Origin of the sequence: Kineosporia rhizophila (genome assembly GCF_021277265.1) — a bacterium.
In the GTDB taxonomy this organism is placed as follows: Bacteria; Actinomycetota; Actinomycetes; order Actinomycetales; family Kineosporiaceae; genus Kineosporia; species Kineosporia rhizophila.
Genome location: NZ_JAJSOH010000003.1, coordinates 177,580 through 200,787 on the forward strand (window position 1 = coordinate 177,580; position 23,208 = coordinate 200,787).

General features: G+C 70.4%; 25 protein-coding genes. 10 read left to right on the forward strand and 15 right to left on the reverse strand.

The features are described 5' to 3' along the window. Positions 1 to 27 precede the first annotated feature (27 nt). Together LWF15_RS07470 and LWF15_RS07475 are read left to right on the forward strand one after the other, a co-directional pair. Entirely contained in the window at positions 28 to 1,056 is a 1,029-nt protein-coding gene (locus LWF15_RS07470; protein WP_232809652.1) for an RNA polymerase subunit sigma-70, read from the forward strand. Beyond that, positions 1,053 to 1,502 (forward strand): DUF6069 family protein, encoded by a 450-nt coding sequence (locus LWF15_RS07475; RefSeq protein ID WP_232809653.1) that lies wholly within the window; start codon positions 1,053 to 1,055, stop codon positions 1,500 to 1,502. Before LWF15_RS07470 ends, LWF15_RS07475 begins: the two co-directional genes overlap by 4 nt. A 54-nt stretch (positions 1,503 to 1,556) precedes the next feature. On the opposite strand, the gene LWF15_RS07480 is transcribed toward LWF15_RS07475, so the two are convergent. From LWF15_RS07480 to LWF15_RS07495, 4 genes are read right to left on the reverse strand one after another with little or no spacing between them, the layout of a single operon-like run. Further along, complete coding sequence (locus LWF15_RS07480; RefSeq protein WP_232809654.1) at positions 1,557 to 2,699, reverse strand: alcohol dehydrogenase catalytic domain-containing protein; 1,143 nt, start codon at positions 2,697 to 2,699, stop codon at positions 1,557 to 1,559. A 3-nt stretch (positions 2,700 to 2,702) separates the two neighbouring features. After that, positions 2,703 to 3,704 (reverse strand): PDR/VanB family oxidoreductase, encoded by a 1,002-nt coding sequence (locus tag LWF15_RS07485; protein ID WP_232809655.1) that lies wholly within the window; start codon positions 3,702 to 3,704, stop codon positions 2,703 to 2,705. Continuing rightward, positions 3,701 to 4,879, reverse strand: a complete 1,179-nt coding sequence (locus LWF15_RS07490) for an aromatic ring-hydroxylating oxygenase subunit alpha (protein ID WP_232809656.1) — start codon at positions 4,877 to 4,879, stop codon at positions 3,701 to 3,703. The genes LWF15_RS07485 and LWF15_RS07490 overlap by 4 nt, the downstream gene beginning before the upstream one ends. Before the next feature lie 43 nt (positions 4,880 to 4,922). After that, the gene (locus LWF15_RS07495; protein WP_232809657.1) at positions 4,923 to 5,819 is read right to left on the reverse strand and encodes an apurinic/apyrimidinic endonuclease family protein; all 897 of its coding nucleotides are present in this window, start codon (positions 5,817 to 5,819) and stop codon (positions 4,923 to 4,925) included. Between the two features lie 127 nt (positions 5,820 to 5,946). Between LWF15_RS07495 and LWF15_RS37360 the strand changes: the two genes are divergently transcribed. Then, positions 5,947 to 6,843, forward strand: coding sequence for an Lrp/AsnC family transcriptional regulator (locus LWF15_RS37360; protein WP_232809658.1), 897 nt, complete (start codon positions 5,947 to 5,949; stop codon positions 6,841 to 6,843). Beyond that, on the forward strand, positions 6,840 to 7,535 hold the full coding sequence (locus tag LWF15_RS07505) for a 3-phosphoshikimate 1-carboxyvinyltransferase (protein WP_232809659.1): 696 nt from the start codon (positions 6,840 to 6,842) through the stop codon (positions 7,533 to 7,535). Before LWF15_RS37360 ends, LWF15_RS07505 begins: the two co-directional genes overlap by 4 nt. Here the strand turns inward: LWF15_RS07505 and LWF15_RS07510 are convergent. The 10 genes from LWF15_RS07510 to LWF15_RS07555 all read right to left on the reverse strand — a co-directional run bounded on the left by LWF15_RS07510 (position 7,532) and on the right by LWF15_RS07555 (position 16,160). Next, positions 7,532 to 7,984 carry a hypothetical protein gene (locus LWF15_RS07510; RefSeq protein ID WP_232809660.1) on the reverse strand — a complete coding sequence of 151 codons (453 nt, stop codon included), beginning with the start codon at positions 7,982 to 7,984 and terminating at the stop codon, positions 7,532 to 7,534. The genes LWF15_RS07505 and LWF15_RS07510 overlap by 4 nt on opposite strands. 43 nt (positions 7,985 to 8,027) lie before the next feature. Next, positions 8,028 to 8,465 (reverse strand): MarR family winged helix-turn-helix transcriptional regulator, encoded by a 438-nt coding sequence (locus LWF15_RS07515; protein WP_232809661.1) that lies wholly within the window; start codon positions 8,463 to 8,465, stop codon positions 8,028 to 8,030. Beyond that, entirely contained in the window at positions 8,462 to 8,842 is a 381-nt protein-coding gene (locus tag LWF15_RS07520) for a hypothetical protein (RefSeq protein ID WP_232809662.1), read from the reverse strand. Before LWF15_RS07520 ends, LWF15_RS07515 begins: the two co-directional genes overlap by 4 nt. 56 nt (positions 8,843 to 8,898) lie before the next feature. Then, positions 8,899 to 9,819, reverse strand: a complete 921-nt coding sequence (locus LWF15_RS07525) for an NAD(P)-dependent oxidoreductase (protein WP_232809663.1) — start codon at positions 9,817 to 9,819, stop codon at positions 8,899 to 8,901. Beyond that, entirely contained in the window at positions 9,816 to 11,051 is a 1,236-nt protein-coding gene (locus LWF15_RS07530) for a M20 family metallo-hydrolase (RefSeq protein ID WP_232809870.1), read from the reverse strand. The genes LWF15_RS07525 and LWF15_RS07530 overlap by 4 nt, the downstream gene beginning before the upstream one ends. Before the next feature lie 5 nt (positions 11,052 to 11,056). Further along, positions 11,057 to 12,070 (reverse strand): dimethylarginine dimethylaminohydrolase family protein, encoded by a 1,014-nt coding sequence (locus LWF15_RS07535; protein ID WP_232809664.1) that lies wholly within the window; start codon positions 12,068 to 12,070, stop codon positions 11,057 to 11,059. A gap of 67 nt (positions 12,071 to 12,137) precedes the next feature. After that, entirely contained in the window at positions 12,138 to 13,712 is a 1,575-nt protein-coding gene (locus LWF15_RS07540; protein ID WP_232809665.1) for a 5-guanidino-2-oxopentanoate decarboxylase, read from the reverse strand. Between the two features lie 12 nt (positions 13,713 to 13,724). Further along, positions 13,725 to 14,492: an amino acid ABC transporter ATP-binding protein gene (locus LWF15_RS07545; RefSeq protein WP_269809760.1), complete on the reverse strand. Its 768-nt coding sequence runs from the start codon at positions 14,490 to 14,492 to the stop codon at positions 13,725 to 13,727. Continuing rightward, a complete protein-coding gene (locus tag LWF15_RS07550) occupies positions 14,489 to 15,238 on the reverse strand; it encodes an amino acid ABC transporter permease (RefSeq protein ID WP_232809666.1) in 750 nt (249 codons plus the stop codon). Before LWF15_RS07550 ends, LWF15_RS07545 begins: the two co-directional genes overlap by 4 nt. A gap of 61 nt (positions 15,239 to 15,299) precedes the next feature. Then, positions 15,300 to 16,160 (reverse strand): transporter substrate-binding domain-containing protein, encoded by an 861-nt coding sequence (locus LWF15_RS07555; protein WP_232809667.1) that lies wholly within the window; start codon positions 16,158 to 16,160, stop codon positions 15,300 to 15,302. A 248-nt stretch (positions 16,161 to 16,408) separates the two neighbouring features. On the opposite strand from LWF15_RS07555, the gene LWF15_RS07560 reads away from it, so the two are divergent. Together LWF15_RS07560 and LWF15_RS07565 are read left to right on the forward strand one after the other, a co-directional pair. Further along, positions 16,409 to 17,329, forward strand: a complete 921-nt coding sequence (locus LWF15_RS07560) for an Lrp/AsnC family transcriptional regulator (RefSeq protein WP_232809668.1) — start codon at positions 16,409 to 16,411, stop codon at positions 17,327 to 17,329. Positions 17,330 to 17,409: 80 nt separating this feature from the next. Beyond that, complete coding sequence (locus tag LWF15_RS07565; RefSeq protein ID WP_232809669.1) at positions 17,410 to 17,733, forward strand: hypothetical protein; 324 nt, start codon at positions 17,410 to 17,412, stop codon at positions 17,731 to 17,733. Positions 17,734 to 17,948: 215 nt separating this feature from the next. Here the strand turns inward: LWF15_RS07565 and LWF15_RS07570 are convergent, their stop codons facing one another. Beyond that, positions 17,949 to 18,449 carry a MarR family winged helix-turn-helix transcriptional regulator gene (locus LWF15_RS07570; RefSeq protein WP_232809670.1) on the reverse strand — a complete coding sequence of 167 codons (501 nt, stop codon included), beginning with the start codon at positions 18,447 to 18,449 and terminating at the stop codon, positions 17,949 to 17,951. A gap of 125 nt (positions 18,450 to 18,574) precedes the next feature. Between LWF15_RS07570 and LWF15_RS07575 the strand changes: the two genes are divergently transcribed. From LWF15_RS07575 to LWF15_RS07590, 4 genes are read left to right on the forward strand one after another with little or no spacing between them, the layout of a single operon-like run. Further along, positions 18,575 to 19,759: an acyl-CoA dehydrogenase family protein gene (locus LWF15_RS07575; protein ID WP_232809671.1), complete on the forward strand. Its 1,185-nt coding sequence runs from the start codon at positions 18,575 to 18,577 to the stop codon at positions 19,757 to 19,759. 12 nt (positions 19,760 to 19,771) lie between these two features. After that, positions 19,772 to 20,668, forward strand: coding sequence for a haloalkane dehalogenase (locus LWF15_RS07580; protein WP_232809672.1), 897 nt, complete (start codon positions 19,772 to 19,774; stop codon positions 20,666 to 20,668). Next, positions 20,665 to 21,831 carry an acyl-CoA dehydrogenase family protein gene (locus tag LWF15_RS07585; RefSeq protein WP_232809673.1) on the forward strand — a complete coding sequence of 389 codons (1,167 nt, stop codon included), beginning with the start codon at positions 20,665 to 20,667 and terminating at the stop codon, positions 21,829 to 21,831. The genes LWF15_RS07580 and LWF15_RS07585 overlap by 4 nt, the downstream gene beginning before the upstream one ends. Positions 21,832 to 21,848: 17 nt before the next feature. Continuing rightward, positions 21,849 to 23,174, forward strand: a complete 1,326-nt coding sequence (locus LWF15_RS07590) for an LLM class flavin-dependent oxidoreductase (protein WP_232809674.1) — start codon at positions 21,849 to 21,851, stop codon at positions 23,172 to 23,174. The last annotated feature ends 34 nt before the right edge of the window (positions 23,175 to 23,208 follow it).

Sequence of the window (23,208 nt, forward strand, 5' to 3'; positions counted from 1 at the left end):
AAGCCAACGAGGCGGAAGGATGACGCGATGGGTGTGGACACCAGGTCGGGGGCGCTGGACATGGAGAACCTGGGCGCGATGGACGAGCCGGCCTTCTCCGGGCTGGCGCAGCGTCACCGGCGCGAACTGCACGTGCACTGCTACCGGATACTCGGGTCGTTCGAGGACGCCGAGGACACGGTGCAGGAGACGTTCTTGCGGGCCTGGCGGCGCCGGGAGACCTTCGAGGGGCGCTCGACGTTCCGGGCGTGGCTGTACCGGATCGCCACCAATGCCTGCCTGGACCTGCTGGCCCGGCGCCGTCCGGAGCCCGCCACCGGCGGCGAGGTGCTCTGGTTGCAGCCCTACCCGGACCAGCTTCTGGACGATGTGCGCGCCGAGGAGGCCGACGAACCGGAGAGCGTGGTGGTTGCGCGGGAGACGATCGAGCTGGCCTACCTGGTCGCCGTCCAGCACCTGGCCCCACGCCCGCGGGCGGTACTGATCCTGCGTGACGTGCTCGGCTGGCCCGCGAAGGAGGTTGCCGATCTGCTGGGGGACTCGGTCAACTCCGTCAACAGCGCACTGCAGCGCGCCCGTGCCGGTATGCGTGAGCACCTGCCCGCCGAGCGGCAGGACTGGGCCGGAGGTGAGCCGGATGCCGGAACGCGTGAGTTGGTGCGTCGTTTCACAGACGCCAGCGTGTCCAAGGACGTCGGTGCGATCGCGGCGATGCTGCGTGAGGACGTCCGTTTCTCCATGCCGCCCACGCCGGGTGTGTATGTGGGGCGGGACGTGGTGATCGGCAACTGGGTGGAGGAGGGGTTCGAAAGTATGGGCCGCCTGCGCACAGTGCCCACGTTCGTCAACCGTCAGCCCGCCGTCGCCGCCTACCTCTGGCAGCCCCGGCAGAACGCCTACCTGCCGCTGACCATTGACGTCCTGCGCATCTCGGGTGGTGCGATCAGCGAGATCTTCACCTTCCACAACGACCAGTTCCCCCGGCTCGGGCTGCCGGATCGCCTGCCCGCCGACGGCACGGAACAGCTCGTCCCGGGTGACGGAGGAACGAAATGATCGGCATGGTGGCCGGTTCCGCGTCGACCACCAGGGGTCTGACCGGCACCGGCCTGACGGCCACGGCCGTTGCGGTAGTGCTCAACTGTCTGGCCGCCGCGTCGGCCCGGGCCGCCGGGGTCGATTTCCGGATCCCCGACGGCGGCGAGGCCATTCCGCTGTCCGGGTTCGCCGTGGTGACCGGCTTCTTCTGCCTCGTGGGCGTCGTCCTGGCCCTGGCCTTCGGCCGTTGGAGCGCCCGCCCGGCCGAGCGATTCGGGCTCACCACGACGGCGCTGACCGCGGTCTCGCTCGTGCCGCCGTTCGTCTCCGGGGCCGATGCCGCCACCGTCGTCGCTCTGGTTGCGCTTCACCTCGTCCCCGCCGCGGTCATGATCCCGGCTCTGACCCGGCGACTCCCGGCGTTCCGCACCGATGAGGAACGCCGCGCAGCGCAGTCGGCCTAGAGTCCGGCGAAACGCTCGGGAAGGTCTCCCGCACCGCGCCGGTCGCGGGATCGGTCACCTGGTAGGGGTTCGTGCGGATACTCCGGTGGGTGGAGGGCCGAAGCGGACGATCGAGCGGCCTCCGGTGGCGTTGGCCAGGTCGGTGATGGCGGTGGCGGCGCCGTCGAGGTCGACCACGTCGCCGACCAGCTTGTCCAGGGGCAGCCGGCCGGCCAGGTAGGCCTCGGCGATGAGGGGGAAGTCGCGGGCGGGGACGGCGGATCCGTAGTTGCAGCCGACAACGGTCAGGCCGCGGGTGACCACGTCCCAGGTGTCGATGGCGGCGGTGGCGGCGATCGCGGGCATGCCGACCAGCACGGCTGTGCCGCCGGCGCCGAGGTAGCGCGGGGTCTGGGCGGCCACGGCCGGGGCACCGATGGCGTCGAAGGCGTAGGCGGCGCCGTCGGGGACGATGGCCAGGGCCTGCTCGACCTCGCTGCCGTCGGCGAGCACGGTGTGGGTGGCTCCCAGGTCGCGGGCGGCCTCGAGGCGGGCGGGCGAGCGGTCCACCGCGATGATCGGGTGGGCGCCGGCCTCGGCGGCGGTGGCGATGATGGCCTGGCCCACCCCGCCGCAGCCGCTCACCACCACGGCGTCGCCCTTGGCCACGGACACGGTCAGGCGCACGGCGCCGTAGCCGGTGGTGATCGAGCAGCCGATCAGGGCGGCGACGTCGGCGGGAACCGTGTCGGGCAGGCGCACAGCGGCAGCCTGGGGCACGACAATGTACTCGGAGAAGGCCCCGACTCCGAGGAAGGGCCAGACCTCGCCGTCGGCCGAGGAGACTGCGGTGCTGCCGTCGGGGAGCTGGTTGTCCAGGGCCGGGGAGCCGGTGCACAGCCAGGGCCGGTCCTGGGTGCAGGCCGGGCACGCGGTGCAGGCGACGTACCAGTTCAGGGCCACCGCGTCGCCCGGGGCCAGGTCCTCCACCCCGGGGCCCACTTGGTCGACCACACCGGCGCCCTCGTGGCCGAGCACCAGACGGCGGCCCATCGGCCAGTCGCCGTTCACGGTGTGCAGGTCGGAGTGGCAGACGCCGGCCGCGGTCATCCGGACCCGGATCAACCCCGGGCCGGGCTCGGCCACCTGGGTGTCGACGACCTGGGGCGGTTCGCCGGTGCGGTCGTCGAAGACCAGGGCGCGCGATGCGATGGGCATGGTTCAGCTCTCGTCGGGGGCGGGCAGGTCGAGCACGAGGCGCCCGCAGAGGGCGCGCGAGACGCAGGGGAAGACGCAGTCCTGAGCCTCCCTCTCCTCCGGCAGGAGGATCTGGTCGCGGTGGTCGGCCTCGCCCTCCAGCAGGGGAGTTTCGCAGCTGGCGCAGGTGCCTTCGCGGCACGACCACAGGATATCGGCACCGGCTTCGAGCAGTACGTCCAGCATGGGGGTGCCCGCCGGGACCTCGCGGACCGGGCCGCCGTGGCCGAACTGCACCTCGAAAGCTCCGTCCGGTGAACCAGCCTCAGCAGGGGCAGCCGTCGAGGGGTCGAACGACTCGAACCGCAGACGGCCGTCCGTGACCAGCCCGGCCAGCTCGTCCATCATCCGGCTCGGCCCGCAGGCGTACACCAGGGCGCTGTCCGGAGCCTGGGCCAGGGCCTGGGCCAGCGTGAAATCGGTGGCCTGCGAGCGATCCACGATCAGTGCCGCCTCGCCCAGCGCCGCGACCCGGTCCAGGAACGGCATGCGCTCGCGGGAGCGGCCCAGATAGACCAGCGAGAAGGGCTTTCCGGCCGCGGCCAGGTGCTCGGCCATGGTCAGGACCGGCGTGACCCCGATGCCCCCGGCCAGCAGCAGATGATGCTCGGCCTCCTCCAGGGGGAACATCGGCTTGGGCCCGGCGACCCGTACCTCGTGGCCGATCGCGAGCTGTTCGTGAACGTGCCGCGATCCGCCGGTGCCGTCGGTGCGCAACAGCACCGCGAACGTCCAAACGCTTTCTTCGCCGGGCTTTCCGCACAGCGAGTACTGGCGCACGAGCCCGGGAGCCAGCTCCAGGTCTGCGTGGTCGCCGGGCTCCCAGGCCGGCAACCCCCGTCCTTCATCGGTACTGCGCACGCTCACCAGAACGACGTCTTCGGTGAGCTTCTGGTGAGCCACCACCACGGCGTCGAACCGCTCCAGGGGGCGCCGGGCGGGCGCCTCGACCGACACCAGGGTCATGCTCCGTATCCCATCCGCTGAGCGACCGCGGCCTGGAACATGGCGGTGATCTGGTCCCACGAGGGCAGCAGGGTGGTGTGGTTCGCGCCGTCCGAGGCCCGTCCGGCCTGGAGCTTGTACAGGAACGGGATGTCCTGCTCGTTGACGTGGAACAGCACGTCGCACAGGCTCTTCAGGGACTCGGCGAAGCGCGGCTCGGCGGCTCCCTGGTCGACGAACACCGCCATGTGCTCGACCGTGCGGTCGACCGCGGCCGGGGCCAGCGCGATCACCTGGAACCAGTCGGCCTCCAGGAACACCAGGGCGTTGGGGAAGACGCAGAAGATGTCCTGCGACTCGACCTTGCCGGCGGGCACGTCGCCGATGAAAGGCAGCGCTTCCTCGGACTTCTTGGCCTTGCCGACCGCGCCGCGGGGGTAACGGCCGCCCACGATGACCTGGCGGTCGATCACCACGTCGTCCACGTCCAGCGAGGCGGCGACCGGGCCGACCTGGGGGTGCACAAAGGGCAGGTGGTAGAAGTCGAGGAAGTTCTCGACCGCCAGCTTCCAGTTCACCTCGAGGTCGAAGACCCGTTCCTCGGCCAGGTGCAGCCGGCTGAAGTCGATGTGCGACCAGCGCTCGGCGAGCGGGCCGATCACGTCCTCGAACGGGGTGGGGTCGGGGCTCAGGTTCACGAAGATCATGCCTGCCCAGACGGCGCTGGGCACCGGCAGCAGGCCGAGCTTCTGCCGGGCCTCGGGGGAGGGGGCGCCGCGCCGCTCTCGGTTGAAATAGGGCGCTGCGGCGAGTGATCCGTCGAGATTGTAGGACCAGCAGTGGTAGGCGCACTGGATCCGCTGGGTCACCTCGATCGGTTCCTGGGTGACCACCATGCCGCGGTGCCGGCAGGAGTTGTGGAAGACGTTGACCGAGCCCTCGCCGTCGCGCACCATCAGCAGCGGCTTGCCGGCCACCTCGACCGGGTGCACGTCGCCCTCGTTGGCGATCCAGTGCGCGTATCCGGCCCAGACCCATTCGGCGCTGAAGATGAGCTTCTGCTCGCGGGCGAACTCGGCGGGATCGGTGTAGGCGGCGGCGGGCAGGATCGACTGGCCGTACGTCTCTTCCGAAAGCGGGCCGTCGACAATGGTGTTGCCGGTCTTGGTGGTCGAGTAGGTCGGTTCGGCGGTCATTTCGGGCACTCCTAGAACTTGAGGACGTTGGTGGGCGCGTTGGTCAGACGGCCTGGGCTTCGGTGGTGGCTTGGGTGAAGGCCTCGGTGGCCCATTCCCGCAGCAGCGCCGCCTCGGCCCAGCGGTCGCTGACCTGGACGCCTTCGGCGTCGGTGATCGCATAGGGCGCAGTGCCGAGCTCGGTCAGGAACACCACGTCGCGGTTGGAACCCGAAAGTGCCCGCCGGCGCAGGATCTGCACGAAGGCGTCCTTCCACCAGCGCTGGGCCAGCTCGATCCAGGGCTGACTGGCGGGATGATGCAAAGGCAACTGGACCTGGCACCGTGAGGCCACCCGTCCTTGAGTTGATCCGGCTCTCTGCAGCAGAGCGGCGACGTGGCCCTCGATCTCGGCGGTGGGCGTCGAGGGGATCTCGGCGCCGACCACGTAGTGCGACAGGTCGATGGCCAGCTCGAGGTCTTCGGGCAGGCGCTGGGCCAGGGCGGCGGTGAATCGCAGGTCGTTGGTCATGGTGTTGCGATGCGTCTCGAGCTCCAGGCGCACCCCCTCACGGGCGGCGATACCGTGCCAGCGGGTGGCCAGAGCGGCCGCCTTGTCCAGATCGAGGGTGTAGTGCTGGGCGCACAGCACCAGGTCCTGGGCGCCGATCGTGGCGGCGTACTTCAGGGCGTCGGTGAGCACACCCTCGTCGGGGACGAAGGCCATCACCGTGGCGGTGAGACCGGTGCCCTGAGCCGCGGCGGCCAGGTCGGCGGCGGTGGGAGCCTGCGAGGCGCCGAGGTCGACCGCGAAGCCGCCGTAACCGGCCTCGACCAGCCGGGCCAGTTGCTCGTCCAGGGTCCACGGCCGCTCACTGCGCCAGGGCAGGTCCTCCATCGCCCACAGCGACTGCACGAAAGTCAGCCCGGGCTGTGGAGAAGTTTTGCCGTCGAAGCTCATGGCCACATATTTACGTTCGACTTTGCTCCGATGGCAAGCAAAAGTTGAGCCTGACGACGTTTGTAACAAACAACTATGCTGCTCGAAACATGCTGGGCGTGAGATGCACACCTATGGAGGGTTCTCGGTGACGACGGCAACGACCGACCAGGTCAAGGAGGCGGTGGCCGCAGCGCTGGCCGCCGACGGCCGGATGTCCGTGGAGGCACTGTCCCGCTCGCTGGGCCACACCAGTGTGCTCATCCGCCGGGCCATGACCGCGCTGGCCGAAGACGGCATCGCCGTGCGCGCGGTGGTCCATCCTTCCGTGCTCGGCCTGCACACCTGCGCCCATCTGCGGCTGCGGGTCGACGGCCCGCTGGAGCACGCGCTGCAGGCTCTGTGCGACCGGGAGGAAGTGCCCTTCGTCTCGCACGTGGCCGGCGGGCACACCCTGTCGGCCGAGATCCGGGTGGCCGACCGGCAGACCCTGGCCGGTGTGATGTCCGAGGTCGCGAACCTGCCCGGGGTGGTGGCGGCCGACCTCGACGAGTACCTCGACATCGTCCGCGACGCCAACCTCGACCTGCCCCGCCCCACCGTCGCCCAGCCCCTCGACGAGATCGACCGCGCCCTGGTCACCGAACTGCAGGCCGACGGGCGCCGCTCGTTCGCCGCGATGGGCGAGCAGGTCGGCCTCACCACCGCCTCCACCCGCAGCCGCGTGCTGCGCCTGATCGAGACCGGGGCCCTCAGCGTGGGAGTGCGCCGCCGCCCGGGCCCGGGCACCGTGCAGGTCGGCTACCGGCTGAGCGCTCCCACCGTTCCCGTCGACGTGCTCAAGGCGCTGCCCGGTGTCTCCTACCTGGCCACCACCCTCGGCTCGGCCGACTTCGTGGGCACCCTGACCTGCGCCTCGCTACGCGCCGCGTCCGACTCCCTGGCCCAGCTGCGGGCCCTGCCCGGCGTGCGCTCGCTGCACAGCTGGACCCACCTCGACGTCGTGAAAGAAATCTACGCACCCCCGACAGGAGCAACCCCGTGACCGAGCTGATCTGGCCCGCCCCGGCGGCGAAAGTGCCTCTGCGGGCCCGCCTCGACGTGGTCCCGGTCGAGGTCGTCGAGGCGCCCACGGTGCAGGACGCCGCCGTCTTCATGGCCGGCGCCGCCGTCACCACCGGCACCGTCGTGCTGCGCAACTGGTCCGCCCTTGCCGACGACCCGGCCGCCCCCGTCCTGCGTGACCTGCTGGCCTCGTTCGGCACCTACGTGGTGCGCTCGGCCGAGGGACTGACCTGCACCAGCCGCTCCACCTCCGGCCATCTGGAAGGCATTTCGTACGACCTTGCCGGCGCCCCGGGCCTGGCGGGCGTCGCCCTGGTGCTGGCCGCGCTGGCCGACAGCCCATCGCAGTTCACCGGCCTCGCCGAAGCGACCCGGGTCGAGCAGGTCGCAGCCAACCTGACCCGACTGGGCGCAAACTGCCACGTGCAGGCAGACGTGGTCACCATCGTCCCCAAGGAACTGCATGGCGGCCTCTGGAACTCGGCCGCAGATCCGGTGATCGCCGCCCTGGGAGCCGTGGTCGCCCTGGTGGTGCCCGACGTGCACATCACCGGTCTCAGCCCCGAGGCTCCGGCGCTGCAACCCTTTCTGAGAGTGTGGGACCGGGCCATGACGGCCGACGAGAACATCCTGCCCGGAACCAGTTCCGGCGCGGTTCCCTACTACACCTAGGTCAGCAACCGCACGACCTGCAGGGCCGCGAGCCCGATCAGGACCAGCCAGGCCAGTGCCAACAGAGCCACGCGTCCAGCCGCACGATCGGCCTGCCGCCACAGGTTCACCGTGAACCGCTGGGTGACCGACACCAGGATGAGCCCCAGCGCGCCGCCGAGCAGCACGCTCAGCACTAGTGTCACGAGCAGCAGGGCGAGAGTCGATTTGGGCAGAGGCGCCACCAAAGTGGCAGTGTGCTGATCGCTGTCGTAGAGCACCGGACTCATGTGCAGCTGGTTGTAGCCCAGTTCCGGTCGGTGTTCGCGCCCCTGGTCGTCGGTGACCACGTAGTTCTCCCAGCGGTCGCGGGGCACCTCTTCGCCCCCGCGCAGCAGCCGCGGCCGACGCCAGCCGCGGGACTCGATCTCCAGATCAACGCCGGCGATCTGTACCGGAAAACGCGACATGTCCGGCATCTTCCCGGCAGCGGGCAGAAGTCGCATCCTGGGCTCAGACCCCCAGTGTGTGCGAGCGCTTTACCAGTTCGGTCATGGCCTGCTGGAAGTCGTTGCGCTTCTGCTCGCTCCATCCGGCCGTGAGCTGGGCGAAAATCTCTTCCTGCCAATGGTGGGCCTGGTCGAGCAGGGACAGGCCGGCCGCCGTGAGTGACGCTTCGCGACGCCGGCCGTCTCCGGCCGCGGGGCTCAGCCGCAGATACCCCGCCGACTCGGCGTTCCGCACGAGCCGGGAGGCCCCGCTCTGATCGATGCCGATCTCGTACGCGACGGCGTTGACCGTGGCCGGCTGACCGCGCTCGGCCAGGGAATGGACGGCCTCGCTGACCAGTACCAGACGCCCCTGCTCGGCGACGGACTCTGCCTGCGCGGAGCGGCGCGACCAGTGCCGGACGAAGCCGAACAGGGTCTGCCCGGGGCCGGGGCCGGTCATTCGGAGGCCGCCATCTCGCGGCACACCTGGGCCAGTTCGAGAGCGGATTCGAGGTCGGGGAGGCGCAGGGCGGCCGTCACCTTGGTGCCGGAGACGCGGAACACCGTGGCCACCCTGGTCTCGGCCGTGCTCTGCGGCCAGGTGGCATCCTCCTCGACGACGATCAGCCGATCGTTCACCGGATGCCACGAGCGGGGAAGGAGCTGGATGCCGGAACGCTGCACCCACTCGGAGAACTGGGCGGGCGTGATCGAGCCGGCCCCCTTGGGCCCGAGGACCACGATCGGATCGCCCACGGCCTGCGCGGACCGCTCTGGGTCAGCGCTGTTGACGCTTGTGTGCCACTCTTCGACGGCGGCTCGGAGGTCGGTCTGCATGAACAGAACTGTATGCGATACGCATACAGTTTGTCTGGTCGGATGTCAGGCTGGATTCAGGGGCGGGAATTCCACCAATGGACGATCGTGCGGGCCGGCTGCTCCTGGTACACCGTGAGCGAGCCCTGCGACAGGTAGCCGACGTGCGGGGTGACCACGGTGCGGGGATGGTTGCGCAGGGGGTCGTCGAGAGCAGGTGGCTCGCCGGTGAGGACATCGAGCCCGGCGCCCCGTAGCCGGCCCTCGTCGAGGGCGGCCAGAAGGGCCTGCTGGTCGATGATCTCGGCGCGGGAGACGTTGATCAGGCTCGCCCCGGGCGGCATCTCCCTGAGCTGGACAGGCCCGAGTAGCGCGCGGGTTTCGTCGGACAGGGGCATGTGCACGGAGAGCACGTCGCTGGCCGAGATCAGTTCGTCGAAGCTGACGGGGAGCACGCCGTCGGGGGCCGGGACGTAGGGGTCGTAGCCGATCACGCGGCCGAACAGGGGCTGGGCGAGGCGGGCGAACTCGGCGCCGATCCGGCCCAGGCCCAGAACGCCCACGGTGCAGGAGGAAAGGCGCCGGGGCATGTGCTGGTAGGCCTCGGACCAGGCGCCGGCGGCGACCTGCTCGGTGACCCTCAGCCCACGCTCCACGGCCAGCACCAGGGCCAGGGCGTGCGCCGCGACCTCTTCGGTGGCGGCGCCGAACAGGGGCTGGATCTGCACGCCGTGACGCTCGGCCGCCTGCAGGTCGACCATGTCGGCCCCGGCCGAGGTCAGGGCCACGAACTTCAGGTCGGGCACCTGGGCGAAGAACTCCTCGCCGAGGTGGGCGTAGCCGCCGACGGCGGCCACCGCTCGCCGGGCCGATTCCGGCACGGCCGGGTTGACGTCGAGTTCGAGAACCTCGACGTCGAAACCGGCCTGGGTGAGCAGATCGACGGCGGGGCGGGGGTCGAGGTCGGAGACGTCGGTCAGCAGGGCCAGGGGTCTCATCCCGAGACCCCGTCCAGCGCTCCCTCGGCCAGTTCACCTGCGATGTGGCTGAACACGTCGAGGCCGGCGAGCAGGTCTGCGTCGATCGTGTACTCGTGCTCGTTGTGCGAGAGGCCGTCGACCGAGGGCACGAAGACCAGCACGGTGGGCACGATGTTCTTCATGTTCGTGGCGTCGTGCCCGGCCAGGGTGACCAGGCGGTGGTGGGTGTGGCCGGTGGCCTCGGCGGCGCGCTCGGTCAGGGCGATGGCCTCACCGGCGAACGGTCCGCTCTCCCAGATCGACTTCCCGACGATCTCGACGGTGCAGCCGGTGCGCGCCTCGATCGCCTTGATCTGCTCGGTCAGCCGCTCGAACGCCACGTGCAGGACGGAGCTCTCGGGGGCCCGTAGATCGGCCAGGAGCTGGACCTCCCGGGCGATGGCGACGGGGGAGTTGGGCAGCACGTCGAGTTCGGCGACGGAGGTGTGCAGTTGCTCGACCTCGAAACCGTCGCACAGTTCCCGCACGGCCACGATGAACAGGGCGGCCGCGAGCAGGGCGTCGCGCCGGTCGGCCATCCGGGTGGAGCCGGTGTGGGCCTGTTCGCCGCTGATCAGGATCTCGTACTTGTAGGCGCACCAGGTGCCTTCGACCACGCCGATGGTCTTGCCGAGTTCTTCGAGGATCTTGCCTTGCTCGATGTGGATCTCGGCGTAGGCGGCGATCGGGAAGCGCCGGGCCTCGCCCCGCCCGCCGATCAGGTCGAGCGCCTGGGCCACTGTGACGCCGTTGCGGTCGGTGGTGGCCAGGGCCTTCTCCAAGGGCAGCACCCCGGTGAACACGGCGCTGCCCATCATGCTGGGCTTGAAGCGCGAGCCCTCCTCGTTGAACCAGTCCACCACGGCCACGTTGTAGGCCGGGGTGGTGCCGGCGGCCTGGTGGTTCTGCACCACGCGCAGGGCGGCGTGGGCGGCGCTGAGCACCCCGTAGGCGCCGTCGTACTTGCCGGCCAGGGGCTGACTGTCCAGGTGCGAGCCCATCAGCACGTAGGGCGCGTCGGGGGTGAAGGTGTAGAGGCCGAAGATGTTCCCGATCTCGTCGGTGAACACCTCGAAACCGTTGCCCTGCAGCCACTGGGTGAACCAGGCCCGGGTCTGGGCGTCCTCGGCGGTGGCGGCCTGGCGGTCGACCCCGCCGCCGGGAGTGGCGCCGAAGGTGGACATCTGGTTGAAGTCGTCCAGGAAGTTCATCGTGCTCACACCCAGTCCCGCTGCAGTTCCATGGTCGAGCAGTGCAGCCCGCCGCCGTTCTTGAGGATCTCGCGGTAGGGCACCGTGATCACCTCCACGCCGTGCTGGTCGGCCAGCATCTCGGCCGTGCGCGGCAGGTGGTCGGGCATGACCACCTTGCGCCGGTCGAGCACCAGCAGGTTGCTGGCCCATTCCTCGCGCGGGTCGACCAGAGCGAGCTCGACCCCGAGCTCCTTCAGGGCGGACATGTAGTCGTAGGGCGCCAGGCGGGGGTTCACCAGAGCCAGGTCGTCGTCGATCATAGACGAGCACATGTCCAGGTGGATCAGGTAGCCCGGCAGCGAGACCCGGTGCAGGGTGATGCCGCGGTCGGCCAGGATGTGCGCGAGCTGGCGGTAGCCCTCCACGTTGCAGCGCACCGAGGTGCCGAAGAACGCGGTGTCCGGGCGGACCTTCACGAACGTGCCGCCCTCGACCAGGCCGGAGCCGGTGATCGTGCCGAAGATCGGCATCCCGGCGGCGGCCACGGTGGCGGCGATCGAGGGTTCCTCGCCGCGCCGCACCCGGGCGGCCAGGCGGCCGATCACCGCGCCACCGGGCACGGTGATCAGCGGGTCGCGGGTGTAGATGGACTTGGTGTAGCTGCGCGGCATGTCGGGGGCGAAGTGCACCTCGACCCCCTGCCCGCGCAGCACCTGCACGAACTGCTCGTACTCGGCGGCCACCCGCTCCAGGTCGGGCAGCTCGGAGCCGGTCCAGTACCAGCGCCGGTCCGGGTCGACGAAGGCGTCCATGTCGGCGTCGTAGGCGTCGGCGCGCACGTCGGCCAGGCCGGTGCTGGGCCGGCGCATCAGCACCGAGCGCAGCTTGCCCACCTCGTCCTTCGCGCCCCAGCGCCGGCCCCAGGTGGCGGTCATCTCCCCGGCGTCCTCGAAGGCCGGGAAGGCCTCGGGGCCGAGGAGTTCGTGGAAGCGCCCGTCCGAGATCTCGGAGGTGGTGTCGGTGGTCTGAGCAGTCATGACGGTGGTTCCTTTCGGGCGTTCAGGGGCCGGGCGTTCAGAAGCCGGGCGTTCAGGAGCCGGGCGTTCAGAAGCCGGCGGCGACGACGACGGTGACCGAGTCGGCCCGCAACGCCTCGTGCAGCGCCTGGCGCAGGGCTTCGGGGTTGTCGACCTTCACCGCGTGGGCGCCGAAACCGCGGGCGATGGCGGCGTGGTCGAACGCGGTGACCTCGGTGTCGACGCGCGTGGCGGCGGCCCGGTCGAAGGAGTCACGGATCTCGCCGTAGCCCCGGTTGTCCCAGATCAGCAGGGTCAGCTGGCGTTTCAGGTCGACCGCGGTGGCCAGCTCGGTGAGGGTGAACAGGCTGCCGCCGTCGCCGGCGATCGCCAGTACCGGCCGCCCGGGCTCGGCGATGGCGGCTCCGACTGCCATCGGCAGGGCCGCCCCGAGCGTGCCCAGGCCGTAGGTGGCCGTCCAGGCCGAGGGCTCGGGCGGGGAGAGGTAGTGGTGGGCGGTGTAGGCAAGCTGGGTGGAATCCAGTACCACGGCCGTGTTCTCGGGAAGGGCCTCGGACAGCGCGTCCAGCCAAGGGAAGTGCCCCTGGGACTGTTCGGTCCAAGCGACGTCCTCGCGAGCGTCCTTAGTTCGTTCTGGGCCCCTCAGCGCGGGTTCCCGCGTGATCAGAGCGGCCAGCGCGCTGAGCGCGGCATCGGCGTCGGACTGGATGGCCACCTTGGCGGGCATCGGGGCGTGGAGGTTGGCCGGGTCGATGTCCACCCGGATCAGGGCGCCGCCGATCCGGATCTCGCTGCCGGTGTAGAGCACGTCGGTCTCAGAGAACTCGGTGCCCACCGCCAGCACGACGTCGGCCTCGCGCAGCAGGTTCTGGGTGCCCTGGAACGGCAGCAGGGTGCCGACTGCCAGCGGGTGGCTGCTGGGCAGGAGTCCAGCGGCATTGCCGGTAGTGACGACCGGGGCGCCGACGAGTTCGGCCAGCTCGCGTACCGTTTCGCCCGCTGCGCGGGCTCCGCCGCCGGCGAGGATCACCGGGGTGCTCGCCTGGGTCAGCAACGCCGCTGCCGCCTCAAGGGCTTTGGAGTCGAGATTGGGGACGTCGGTGCTCTCGTCGGCGACCCGGGTGAACGGGCCGTCGATCTCGGTGGTGAGCAGATCGATGGGCACCGCGATGTGAGCCGGCCGCGGGCGGCCGGTGGTCATCGCCTTCCAGGCCTTCGCGACCAGCGCGGGCAGCTCCTCGGCGCTGTGCGCGAGCCAGGAGTGTTCGGTGACCCCGGCCACGGCCATCACCTGGTCGCGGATGTCGTGCAGCGGACCGCGTTCGCGCCCGAGCAGGTCCGAGCGCGTGGCGGCGGTGACGTACAGCAGGGGGATCGAGTCGTGCCAGGCCTGGGCGAGCGGGGTGAGGGCGTTGAGCACTCCCGGTCCGGTGACCAGGACACAGACCCCGGGCCTGCCGGTCTGGCGCGCGTACGCGTCGGCCATGAACCCGGCGCCCTGCTCGTGGCGGGCCGGCTGGGTGGAGATGCCGGCCTCGGCGAAACCGCGGTAGAACTCGATGGTGTGCACGCCCGGGATGCCGAAGACGGTGTCCACACCGTATTCGCGCAGCAGCAGGGCCAGCGCGTGGCCAGCTCGCATCAGAGGTACTCCTTAGTGCATGTGGGCGAGGAAGCGGCGGGTGCGCTCGTGCTCGGGGGAGTCGAAGAACTGCTCGGGCGGGGCCTGTTCGACGATCTGGCCGGAGTCGAACAGCGCCACCTCGGAGGCCACGCTGCGGGCGAAGCGCATCTCGTGGGTGACCACGACCATGGTCATCCCGTCGGAGGCGAGCTTCTCCATCACGTCGAGCACCTCGCGCACCAGTTCCGGGTCGAGGGCGGAGGTGGGCTCGTCGAACAGCATCAGCTGGGGCTTCATCACCAGGGCGCGGGCGATCGCCACGCGCTGCTGCTGGCCGCCGGACAGCTCGGCCGGGTAGGCGTGCGCCCGGCTGGACAGGCCGACCCGCTCGAGCATCTCCAGGGCCTGCTCGCGGGCCTCCTTCTTGGGCACCCTGAGCACGGTGGTGAGCCCGGACATCACGTTGCGGGTGGCGTCGAGGTGCGGGAAGAGGTTGAACTTCTGGAAGACCATGCCGATCGCGGTGCGCTGGCGGGCCAGCACGCGCTCGGGGGCGGGCCGCATCTGCAGTGGGCCGCCGACCACGCCGATCGGCTGGCCGTCGAGCAGGATGCTGCCGGAGTCGGCCGGCTCGAGCAGGCTGATCAGCCGCAGGATGGTCGACTTCCCGCTGCCGGAGGGGCCGAGCAGAGCCTTGACCTGACCGCGCTGGACGGTGAAGTCGACGCCCTTGAGCACCTCGACCTCGTTGTAGGACTTGTGCAGGTTCTGCACCTGCAGCAGCGGCTGGGGCTTCATGCGGGGACCTTCTCCTCGGCCGTGGGAGCGCCGGCGCGGTTCAGTGCCGGGAAGCGGCGCTTGGCGCGGGTGGACGTCCAGCGGTAGCGGCGCTCGACCCGGGTCTGCACCAGCATCAGGGCGGACACGATGACCAGGTAGTACACGGTGGCGGCGGCGTAGTACTCGGCGTAGCGGAAGGTCACGGCCACGCCCATCTGCGCGGTGGTGAGCAGTTCCTGCAGCGAGATCACGCTGGCCAGCGAGGTGTACTTGACCATGCCGATGAACTCGTTGCCGGTGGGCGGGATGGCCACCCGGATCGCCTGCGGCAGAACCACCTTGAACAGCACCTGGGCGCGGGTCATGCCCAGGGCGCGGGCGGCCAGCTCCTGGCCGTCGTCGACGCTGAGCAGGGCCGAGCGGATGATCTCGGCCATGAACGCGCCCTCGGCCAGGGCCAGGCCGACGAAGGCGGCCAGGAACGGCGTGTACCACTCCTCGCGGAAGACCGGGTTCAGCTGGGGCAGGCCGTTCCAGAGCATCAACAGCAGCAGCAGGGCCGGGATCGCCCGGAAGAACCAGATGTAGCTGGTGCACAGCGCCCGCAGCGGGGCCAGTTTCGAGGACTTGCCCAGGGCCAGACCGAAACCGATGACCACGGCGCCGATCTGGGCGGCCACGGCGAGGGTGAGCGAGAGCAGCGCGCCGCGCACGAACGCCTCGGACGTCAGCTGCTCGAAGAAGATGGTGGAGTCGAATTCCAAGGAGGGACCTCCGCCCCGTGGGCCGGCGGCCTGCGTTCAGGCCGGCCGCCGGCTGTGCGGATCAGTAGACGTCGAGGGACTCGGTGCTCAGGCCGTACTTCTCGGCGATCTTGCCCAGGGTGCCGTCCTCGTGCAGGGCCTTCAGCGCCTCACCGAGCGGGGCGGTGATCTCGGCGTCCTTGTTGGCGAATATGCCGAACTCGGTGCTGGGCGGGAAGAATCCCTCCACCAGGCGCAGCTTGCCGTTGCTCTTCTTGACGATGTCGACCGCGGCCACGTCGGTCTCGATCAGCGCGTCGGCCTTGCCGTTCATCACTGCCAGCACGGTGTCGGCGGTCTTGGGGTACTGCTGCACCGAGGTCTTGGTGGCGCCGCACTCGCCTGCGATGTCCTGCGCCATGGTGAGGTTCTCGGAGGCGTTCTGCCCGGTGATGGTCAGGCCGCAGAGGTCGGAGTTCTGGGTGGGCGCCAGGTCGGTGGACTCGCCCAGGATCAGCGCCGGGCCGGTCTGCATGTAGGAGACGCCGTCGAGCACGGCGGTGCGCTCCTCGCTCATGTACAGGCCGCCGGGGATGATGTCGCAGCGGTTCGACTGCAGGCCGGGCTGCAGACCCTCGAAGGTGGTGACCTGGGTGGCGAACTCCAGGCCCCAGTAGGAGGCCAGGGCCCGGGCGGCGTCGGCGTCGAAACCGATGATGTCGCCGGAGGTCCCGTTCTCGTAGTACTCCAGCGGCGGGTACTCCGGGTCGATGCAGACCGTCAGGGTGCCGTCCTTCACCAGCCCGGCGGGGGCAGCCGCCTGGGCCTCGACGACGGCGGCGCTGCCGGACTCCGAGGAGCCGGAGTCGGAGGAGTCCGAGCCGCAGGCGGAGACGCCGAGCAGCGTGGCAGCGGCGGCCGCGGCGATGATGCTTCGCTTCATGGAGGGTCGCTTCCTGTTACGGGACCGGGAGTTACCGAGCGGGTGCAGGGTGGGTAACTGCTGCGAACGCTAAGTGCCGTTTGTTTCCGTCAGGTTCCGAATCATTGCGATCCCACGTCCTGACCACGGATTCGGCTCCGGACGGCGGCGGCTGTGCGATCGTTTGGGCGTCCGGACGGGGGTCGGGCGAAGGATTCGGATCATTCGCGGACCGAAGAATTGGTTGCGCCGATTTTCACGGAGGCCCGGTGGGCGGTTCCCCGCAGGAAGACCTGAACGAGCGGCTGGTGGCCCTGCTGCGGCAGGACGGCCGGGCCCCGATCGTCGACCTGGCCGCGGGGCTGGGCGTGCCCCGCTCGGTGGTGCGGGGCCGGCTGCGCGAGCTGCGGGCCAGTGGTGACCTGGCGATCGTGGCGATGGCGCACCCGGCGGTGGTGGAACTGGACGTCGGCTGCCACCTTTCGATCAAGGTGGCCGGGCCCACCCGCCCGGTCGTGGAGCACCTGCTCGCCTCGGACAACGTGACGCTGGTCTCGCTGGTCAGCGGCCAGTACGACATCGTGGTGGAGCTGCGGGCCCGGGACCAGCGGGAACTGTTCGACGCGGTCGAGGAGATCCGGCTCTCCAGCGTGGTCAGCGAGGTCTGCACGCTGGTCTACGTCGACGTCCTGCGCAGTCCTTTCGCCGTGGCCACCCGGCCGGCGCGGGTGCGGCTGGACGAGATCGACCTGGCGATCGTGCGCAGGCTGCAGGAGGACGGCCGCCTGCCGTTCCGGGAACTGGCCGAGGCGGTGGGGGTTTCGGAGAGCACTGCGCGCACCCGCACGCTGGCCCTGCTGGAGCGGGAGGTGATGCGGATCTCCACGATCTCCCGGCGCAGCACCCGGACCCGGAACATGGCGATGGGCATCGGCCTGCACGTACGGGGCTATTCGGACGATCTCGTCGCCGCGGTGCTGGGGATCCCGGGCGTGGAGTTCCTGGCCACCGTGATCGGCAACTACGACATGATCGGCACGGTTTCGGGTAGTTCGTTACCCGCCCTGCAGGCCGTGATCGAGCAGGTGCGCTCCTCGCCCGACGTCACCGGCATCTGTACCTGGGTGCATCTGGACTTCGTGCGGGAGACCTACCGACTGCCCCTCGGCGCAAGCCCCCGAGCGACTTAACCAGACGCTTAAGTCACCGTTGACAGCGGTCGGCGGGCTGCGCATCCTGCCGGGAAACGACCGACTCCGAGGTGGGGCTCATGGACACCGGACAGCCTGAATCGCTCGGCTCGCCCCGGCCCGAGAGGGGTGGGCCCACGGTCGACGACGCCGTGGCCAACGCTGAGTCGGGCAGCCAGGTCGAGGGCGTGCACACCCCCTCGGGAGAAGCGGCCTCCGGTGAGTCGCGAGTGGAGCAGATGACCGAGGTACCCGGGGTCACCGAGCCCCGGGTGGACGGGGTCAAGGGCGAGGGGGAGCCGCTGCCGCCCGGGCCCTCGCCCGACGAAGTCGGATCGGGCGGAGCCCAGAGAGTGGTCGGGGCAAGAGTTTCGGACCGGAAAGCAGCCGAGTCGGACGACTAGGCCGGCCCGAGCCTCACCCGTCGCGGAGCCAGATCCTGGTGCAGGCGGGCCTGACCTGAGGTCGGGGTGGGCGACAGCCCGCGGCTGCCCGGTCGCGAGGTGTACACCTGGTACCGCGTGTACACCTCGCCGATCTGCCCTGTCCTGCCCCGCCGGTGGGTCGATGCTGCGGTGAGGGGGTGCAGTGTGCGGGTGCTCGGTGAAGGCCCGGGGTCTCAGGTGCTGCGTAGATGGCGGTCGGCGAAGTCGCCGTCCTGAGCGAACTCGACCGCCAGGGTCTGGGTGAGGCGCTCGATGGTGGCGGCCAGATTGCCCAGTTCGTCGGGCTGCCAGTCGCGGAAGGTCTGGCGCAGTGTCTCCACCCGCGCCTGACGTACCGCGGCCACGCGCCGGCGGCCGGCCTCGGTGATGGTGACGAAGACCGTGCGGTGGCTGTCCGGGTGCCGCTCCCGGCGCACCAGGCCGGCCTCGGCTAGCGGGGCGACCCGGCGGGTGGCGGTGGACGGGGTCATGTCCAGCTGCTCGGCGATCTCGCCCATCGCCAGCCCGGGCCCGTCGGCCAGGCGGGACAGGACCAGGAAGGCGGTGCGGTCGAGCATCGGCCCGCCGCCGGCCTCTCCGCGGTGGAAGCGGTGGAACTCGCCGAGGCGGATCAGCCACGCGATGGACTCCTGGATGCGGGCGAGGTCGGAGTCGACCGACGGTGACGTTGCCATGGCTCTCATGGTGCCGGATGTGCCGTTCCGGGGAACTCCAGCCAGTGCAACTAAGTCTATTGACTAGGTAGGAATTGCTGGTAGCGTCATTTTCACCCTGCAAGTGAAGGTGTGGAGGACATGACGTGACCGAGGTGCGACCGCAAGAACTGGCGCGCGTGCTGGAGGAGCTGGAGGCCGGGTCCGCCCAGCGGGAGCTCACGGGCGAACGCCCGCACGACGTCGTGGCCCGGCTGCGCGGCACCGGCTTTTTGAAGCTTCGGCTGCCGCGCGAGCACGGTGGGGCCGACGCCACCCTGCGTGAGGTGTTCAGCTCGCTCATCGACGTGGCCCGGGCCGACTCCAGCGTGGCCCAGGCACTGCGGGCCCACTTCGCCTACGTCGAAGGGCTGCGCTTCACCCCCGACAGCCCGGCCCGCACGGCAGCCCTGGAGGCGATCGCGGCCGGCAGCGTGATCGGCAACGCAATCACCGAACCCAGCGGCGCCGCCGCCGGTGACTTCGCGGGACTGGCCACCACGTTCGTCCCCACCGACGACGGCTGGGCGATCACCGGCACCAAGTTCTACTCCACCGGCACCCTGTACGCCGACCGCGTCTGGGTCTGGGGGGTCACCGACCAGGGGGTGCCGGCCAGCGCCCTGATCCCTCTCGAGCGCCCCGGCATCAAGGTGGTGGACGACTGGGACGGCTTCGGCCAGCGGGCCAGCGGCAGCGGCAGCACCCACTTCGAGGGCACCCCGGCCACCCGCGAGGAGGTCGTCGTGGCCGGCGCCGAGGCGCCCCCGCGCCTGGCGATCGGCTCGTTCCTGCAGCTCTTCCTCACCGCCGTCATCGTCGGGAACCTCGAGGCGGCCGACCATGACGCCCAGGCCCTGATCCGGGGCCGCAGCCGGGGCATCACCCACGCCACCACCGACCTGCCCCGCCACGACCCGGTCCTGCTGCAGCAGGTGGGCGACATCGCCAGCAAGGCCTACGCGGCCCGGGCCATCGTGCTCGACGCCGCGTCGCTGCTCGACGACGTGGACGCCCAGCTGCACAACCGCGAACTGGACGGCACCGCGGTCCAGGCCGCCGGCCGGCGCGTGGCCGAGGCCAAGATCTCGGTCGAGCGGCTGGCCCTGGACGCCGCGACCGCCCTGTTCGAGGTGGGCGGCGCCTCGGCCACCCGCGCCGGCGCCAACCTGGACCGGCACTGGCGCAACATCCGCACCCTCGCCTCGCACAACTCGACCCGGCTCAAGGCCCGGGTGATCGGCGACCACGTGATCAACGGCGCCGACCTGCCCGACAACACCTACTTCTGAAGGAGAACGACCATGTCCGCAAGCATTCCGGTAGAGGCGTTCGGCCCCAATGCCCAGAGCGTCGACGTGCCGGTGCTGGACTCGCACCTGCACCACATCGAGGAGGGCGAGGGCTCCCCGATCGTCTTCCTGCACGGCAGCCCGAGCAGCTCCTACCTCTACCGGCACGTGTTCCGGGCCCTGAAGGGCCAGGGCCGTCTGCTCGCGGTCGACCTGATCGGCTTCGGCGACTCCGGGCGCCCGGCGATCGACTACGAACTGGCCGACCACGAGCGCTATCTCGACGCCTGGTTCGACGCGCTCGACCTGCGCGAGGTCACCCTGGTGCTGCAGGACTACGGCGCCGCCTTCGGTGTCTCGTGGGCCGCCCGCCACCCCGACCGGGTGCGGGCCGTGCTGCTGGCCGAGCCGGTGATCCGGGACATCGAGTCCTCCGCCCTGCCCGAGGCCTTCGTCGGCGCCCAGCAGCTGATCCGCACGCCCGGCGACGGCGAGAAGTTCGTGGTCGAGGACAACGGCTTCCTGACCCAGGTGTTCCCCGGCGCCTTCCTGCAGCCCCTGGCTCCCGAGGACCTGGCCGTGTACCAGGCGCCGTTCCCGACGCCCGAGTCGCGCACCCACCTCATCCGGTTCCCCCGGAACCTGCCGATCGACGGAGTGCCCGCCACGAGCGTCCACTATCTGGCCCGTAACGAGGAGTGGCTGCGCACTTCGGCCGACGTGCCCAAGACCCTGCTCACCTACGAGCCCGGTTTCCTGCTCACGCCCACCATCGAGAGCTGGATCCGCGAGAACGTCGCGAACATCGAGATCCGTTCCGGCGGCGCCGGTGTGCACTTCGTGCAGGAGGAGCAGCCGCAGGGCATCGCCGACGCCGTGGTGGAGCTGCTGAAGCGGAGCCAGCGATGACCGACCAGGCCGAGGTCCGGGCCCTGCTGGAACGGATCGCCGAGGGCGCGGCCGAGCGAGAGGGCAACGGCACGGCGCCGTTCGAGCAGATCGCCTGGATCAAACAGGCCCGGCTGGGCGCCTACCGGGTACCGGTCGCCGAGGGCGGATCCGGCGCCGGGGTGCGCGAACTGTTCGACCTGGTGGTCCGGCTCAGCCACGCCGACTCCAACATCGGCCACCTGCTGCGGGCCCACTTCGGCACCGTGGAGGACATCCTGACCTGGCCGGCCTCGCCCCGCCGCGAGCGCTGGCTGGCCCGGGTGGCGGCCGGGGAGCTCTTCGGCAACGGCAACAACGAGCTGGGCGCGAAACACGCCGGTGACTACAACAAGTCGACCACGTTCACCCGGGACGGCGACCACTTCGTGGTCAACGGCACCAAGTACTACTCGACCGGTACGCTCTACGCCGACCATACCTTCGTCACCGGGGTGACGCCGGAAGGGCTTCCGGTGCAGGCGCTGCTGACGCTGGGGACCGAGGGCATCACGGTTGAGGACGACTGGGACGGCTTCGGTCAGTCGCTCACCGCGACGGGGACGACCCGTTTCGAGAACGCCCGGGTCTCCGCCGACGAAGTGACGCTTCCGCCGGAGGATCTCAGCTCGATCCCGCGCTGGCACCTCGGCCCGTTCTACCAGCACTACCTGAACGCCGTGGTGGCCGGGAACGTCCGGTCGGTGCTGGACGACGCGGTCGCCCTGATCCGTTCGCGGCGGCGTAGTTTCACCCACGGTTCGGCCGACCTGCCCAAGGACGACCCGGTGCTGCAGGAGGTGGTGGGGGAGATCTCGGCCCTGGCCTCGGCCGCCACCGCGGTGGTCCTGGAGACCGCCGGCGTCCTGGCCCGGGTCGCGCAGAGCCCGGGTGACGACGTGGTGCACGAGGCTGCCTTGCGCGCCTCTCAGGCCCAGGTGGTGCTCCACGACCTCGGTCTCCGAGCGGCGACGGCGCTTTTCGACGTCGGTGGGGCCTCGGCGGTCAAGCGCTCGGCCAACCTGGACCGGCACTGGCGCAACATCCGCACGGTGGTCTCGCACAACCCGGTGCGGTTCAAGAACCGCGCCATCGGCGATCTGCTGGTCAACGGCCAGACCCTGCCCGACAACACCTATTTCTGAACGGAGGCGGCCGCCTCGTGACCCGCCAGCTGCACCTCAACCTGTTCATCCTGGCCTCCGGCCACCACGAGGCGGCCTGGAGACACCCCTCGTCCACGCCGGAGCGGATGTTCGATCCGGGTTTCTACACCGAACTGGCCCGCGCGGCCGAGGCGGCCGCCTTCGACGCGGTGTTCCTGGCCGACATCCCCAAGCTCGACGACAACATCGAGTTCAACTCGGCCGGCCGGCTCGACCCGATCGTCACCCTGGCCACGGTCGCGGCCGCCACCGAGCGGATCGGGCTGATCGGCACCGCCTCCACCACCTACTCCCACCCCTGGCAGCTGGCCCGCTCGTTCTCCAGCCTGGACCACCTGTCCCGGGGCCGGGCGGCCTGGAACATCGTCACCACCGACTCCCCGGCCGCGGCCCGGAACTTCGGGCTGGACGCCAGTCCGGACGCCGCCACCCGCTACGAGCGCGCCGACGAGTACGTGGACGCGGTGCTCAAACTCTGGGACAGCTGGGAGGACGAGGCGATCCGGCTGGACCGGGCCGCGGGCCGCTACCTCGACCCGTCCCGCATCCACCACCCCGGCCTGCGCACCCAGCACGTTCGCGTGGCCGGCGCACTCACCGCGCCCCGGCCGCCGCAGGGCTACCCGGTGCTGGTGCAGGCCGGCTCCTCCAACCACGGCCGCGCGTTCGCCGCCAAGTACGCCGAGGCCATCTTCACCGCCCAGCAGCACATCGACGACGCCCGCGCCTTCTTCGCCGACGTGAAGGGCCAGGCCGCCGCCCGAGGCCGCGACCCCGAGCACGTCAAGGTCCTGCCCGGTCTCAGCCCGGTCATCGGGGGCACCGAGGAGGAGGCGCTGCGGCTGCAGGCCGAACTCAACGAGCTCACGGTGCCGGCGTTCGGGCTGATGCAGCTGAAGGACTTCGCCTACGTCGACCTGGACCACCTCGGCCTCGACGACCTGGTGCCGGAGGAGGCCTTCGCCGGGGCGGGCGACGTGACCGACAACCTCAAGAGCCGCACGCAGGTCTACGCCGACATCGTCCGCCGCGAGAAGCCGACCCTGCGGGAACTGCTGCACAAGCTCGCGGGGGCCCGCGGGCACAAGGTCCTGGCCGGCACCCCGGAGCAGGTGGCCGATCACATGGAGCACTGGTTCAGCAGCGGCGCGGCCGACGGCTTCAACGTCATGCCGCCCTCGCTGCCGGGCGGGCTCGACGCCTTCGCGGAGACAGTGGTGCCCCTGCTACGCAAGCGCGGCCTGTTCCGGGAGGGGTACACCGGTACGACACTGCGGGAACACCTGGGCCTTCCTCGCCCGGACAACCAGTACACGCGGTGAGACCATCGGGGCGGACTCACCCGGAGAGGACACC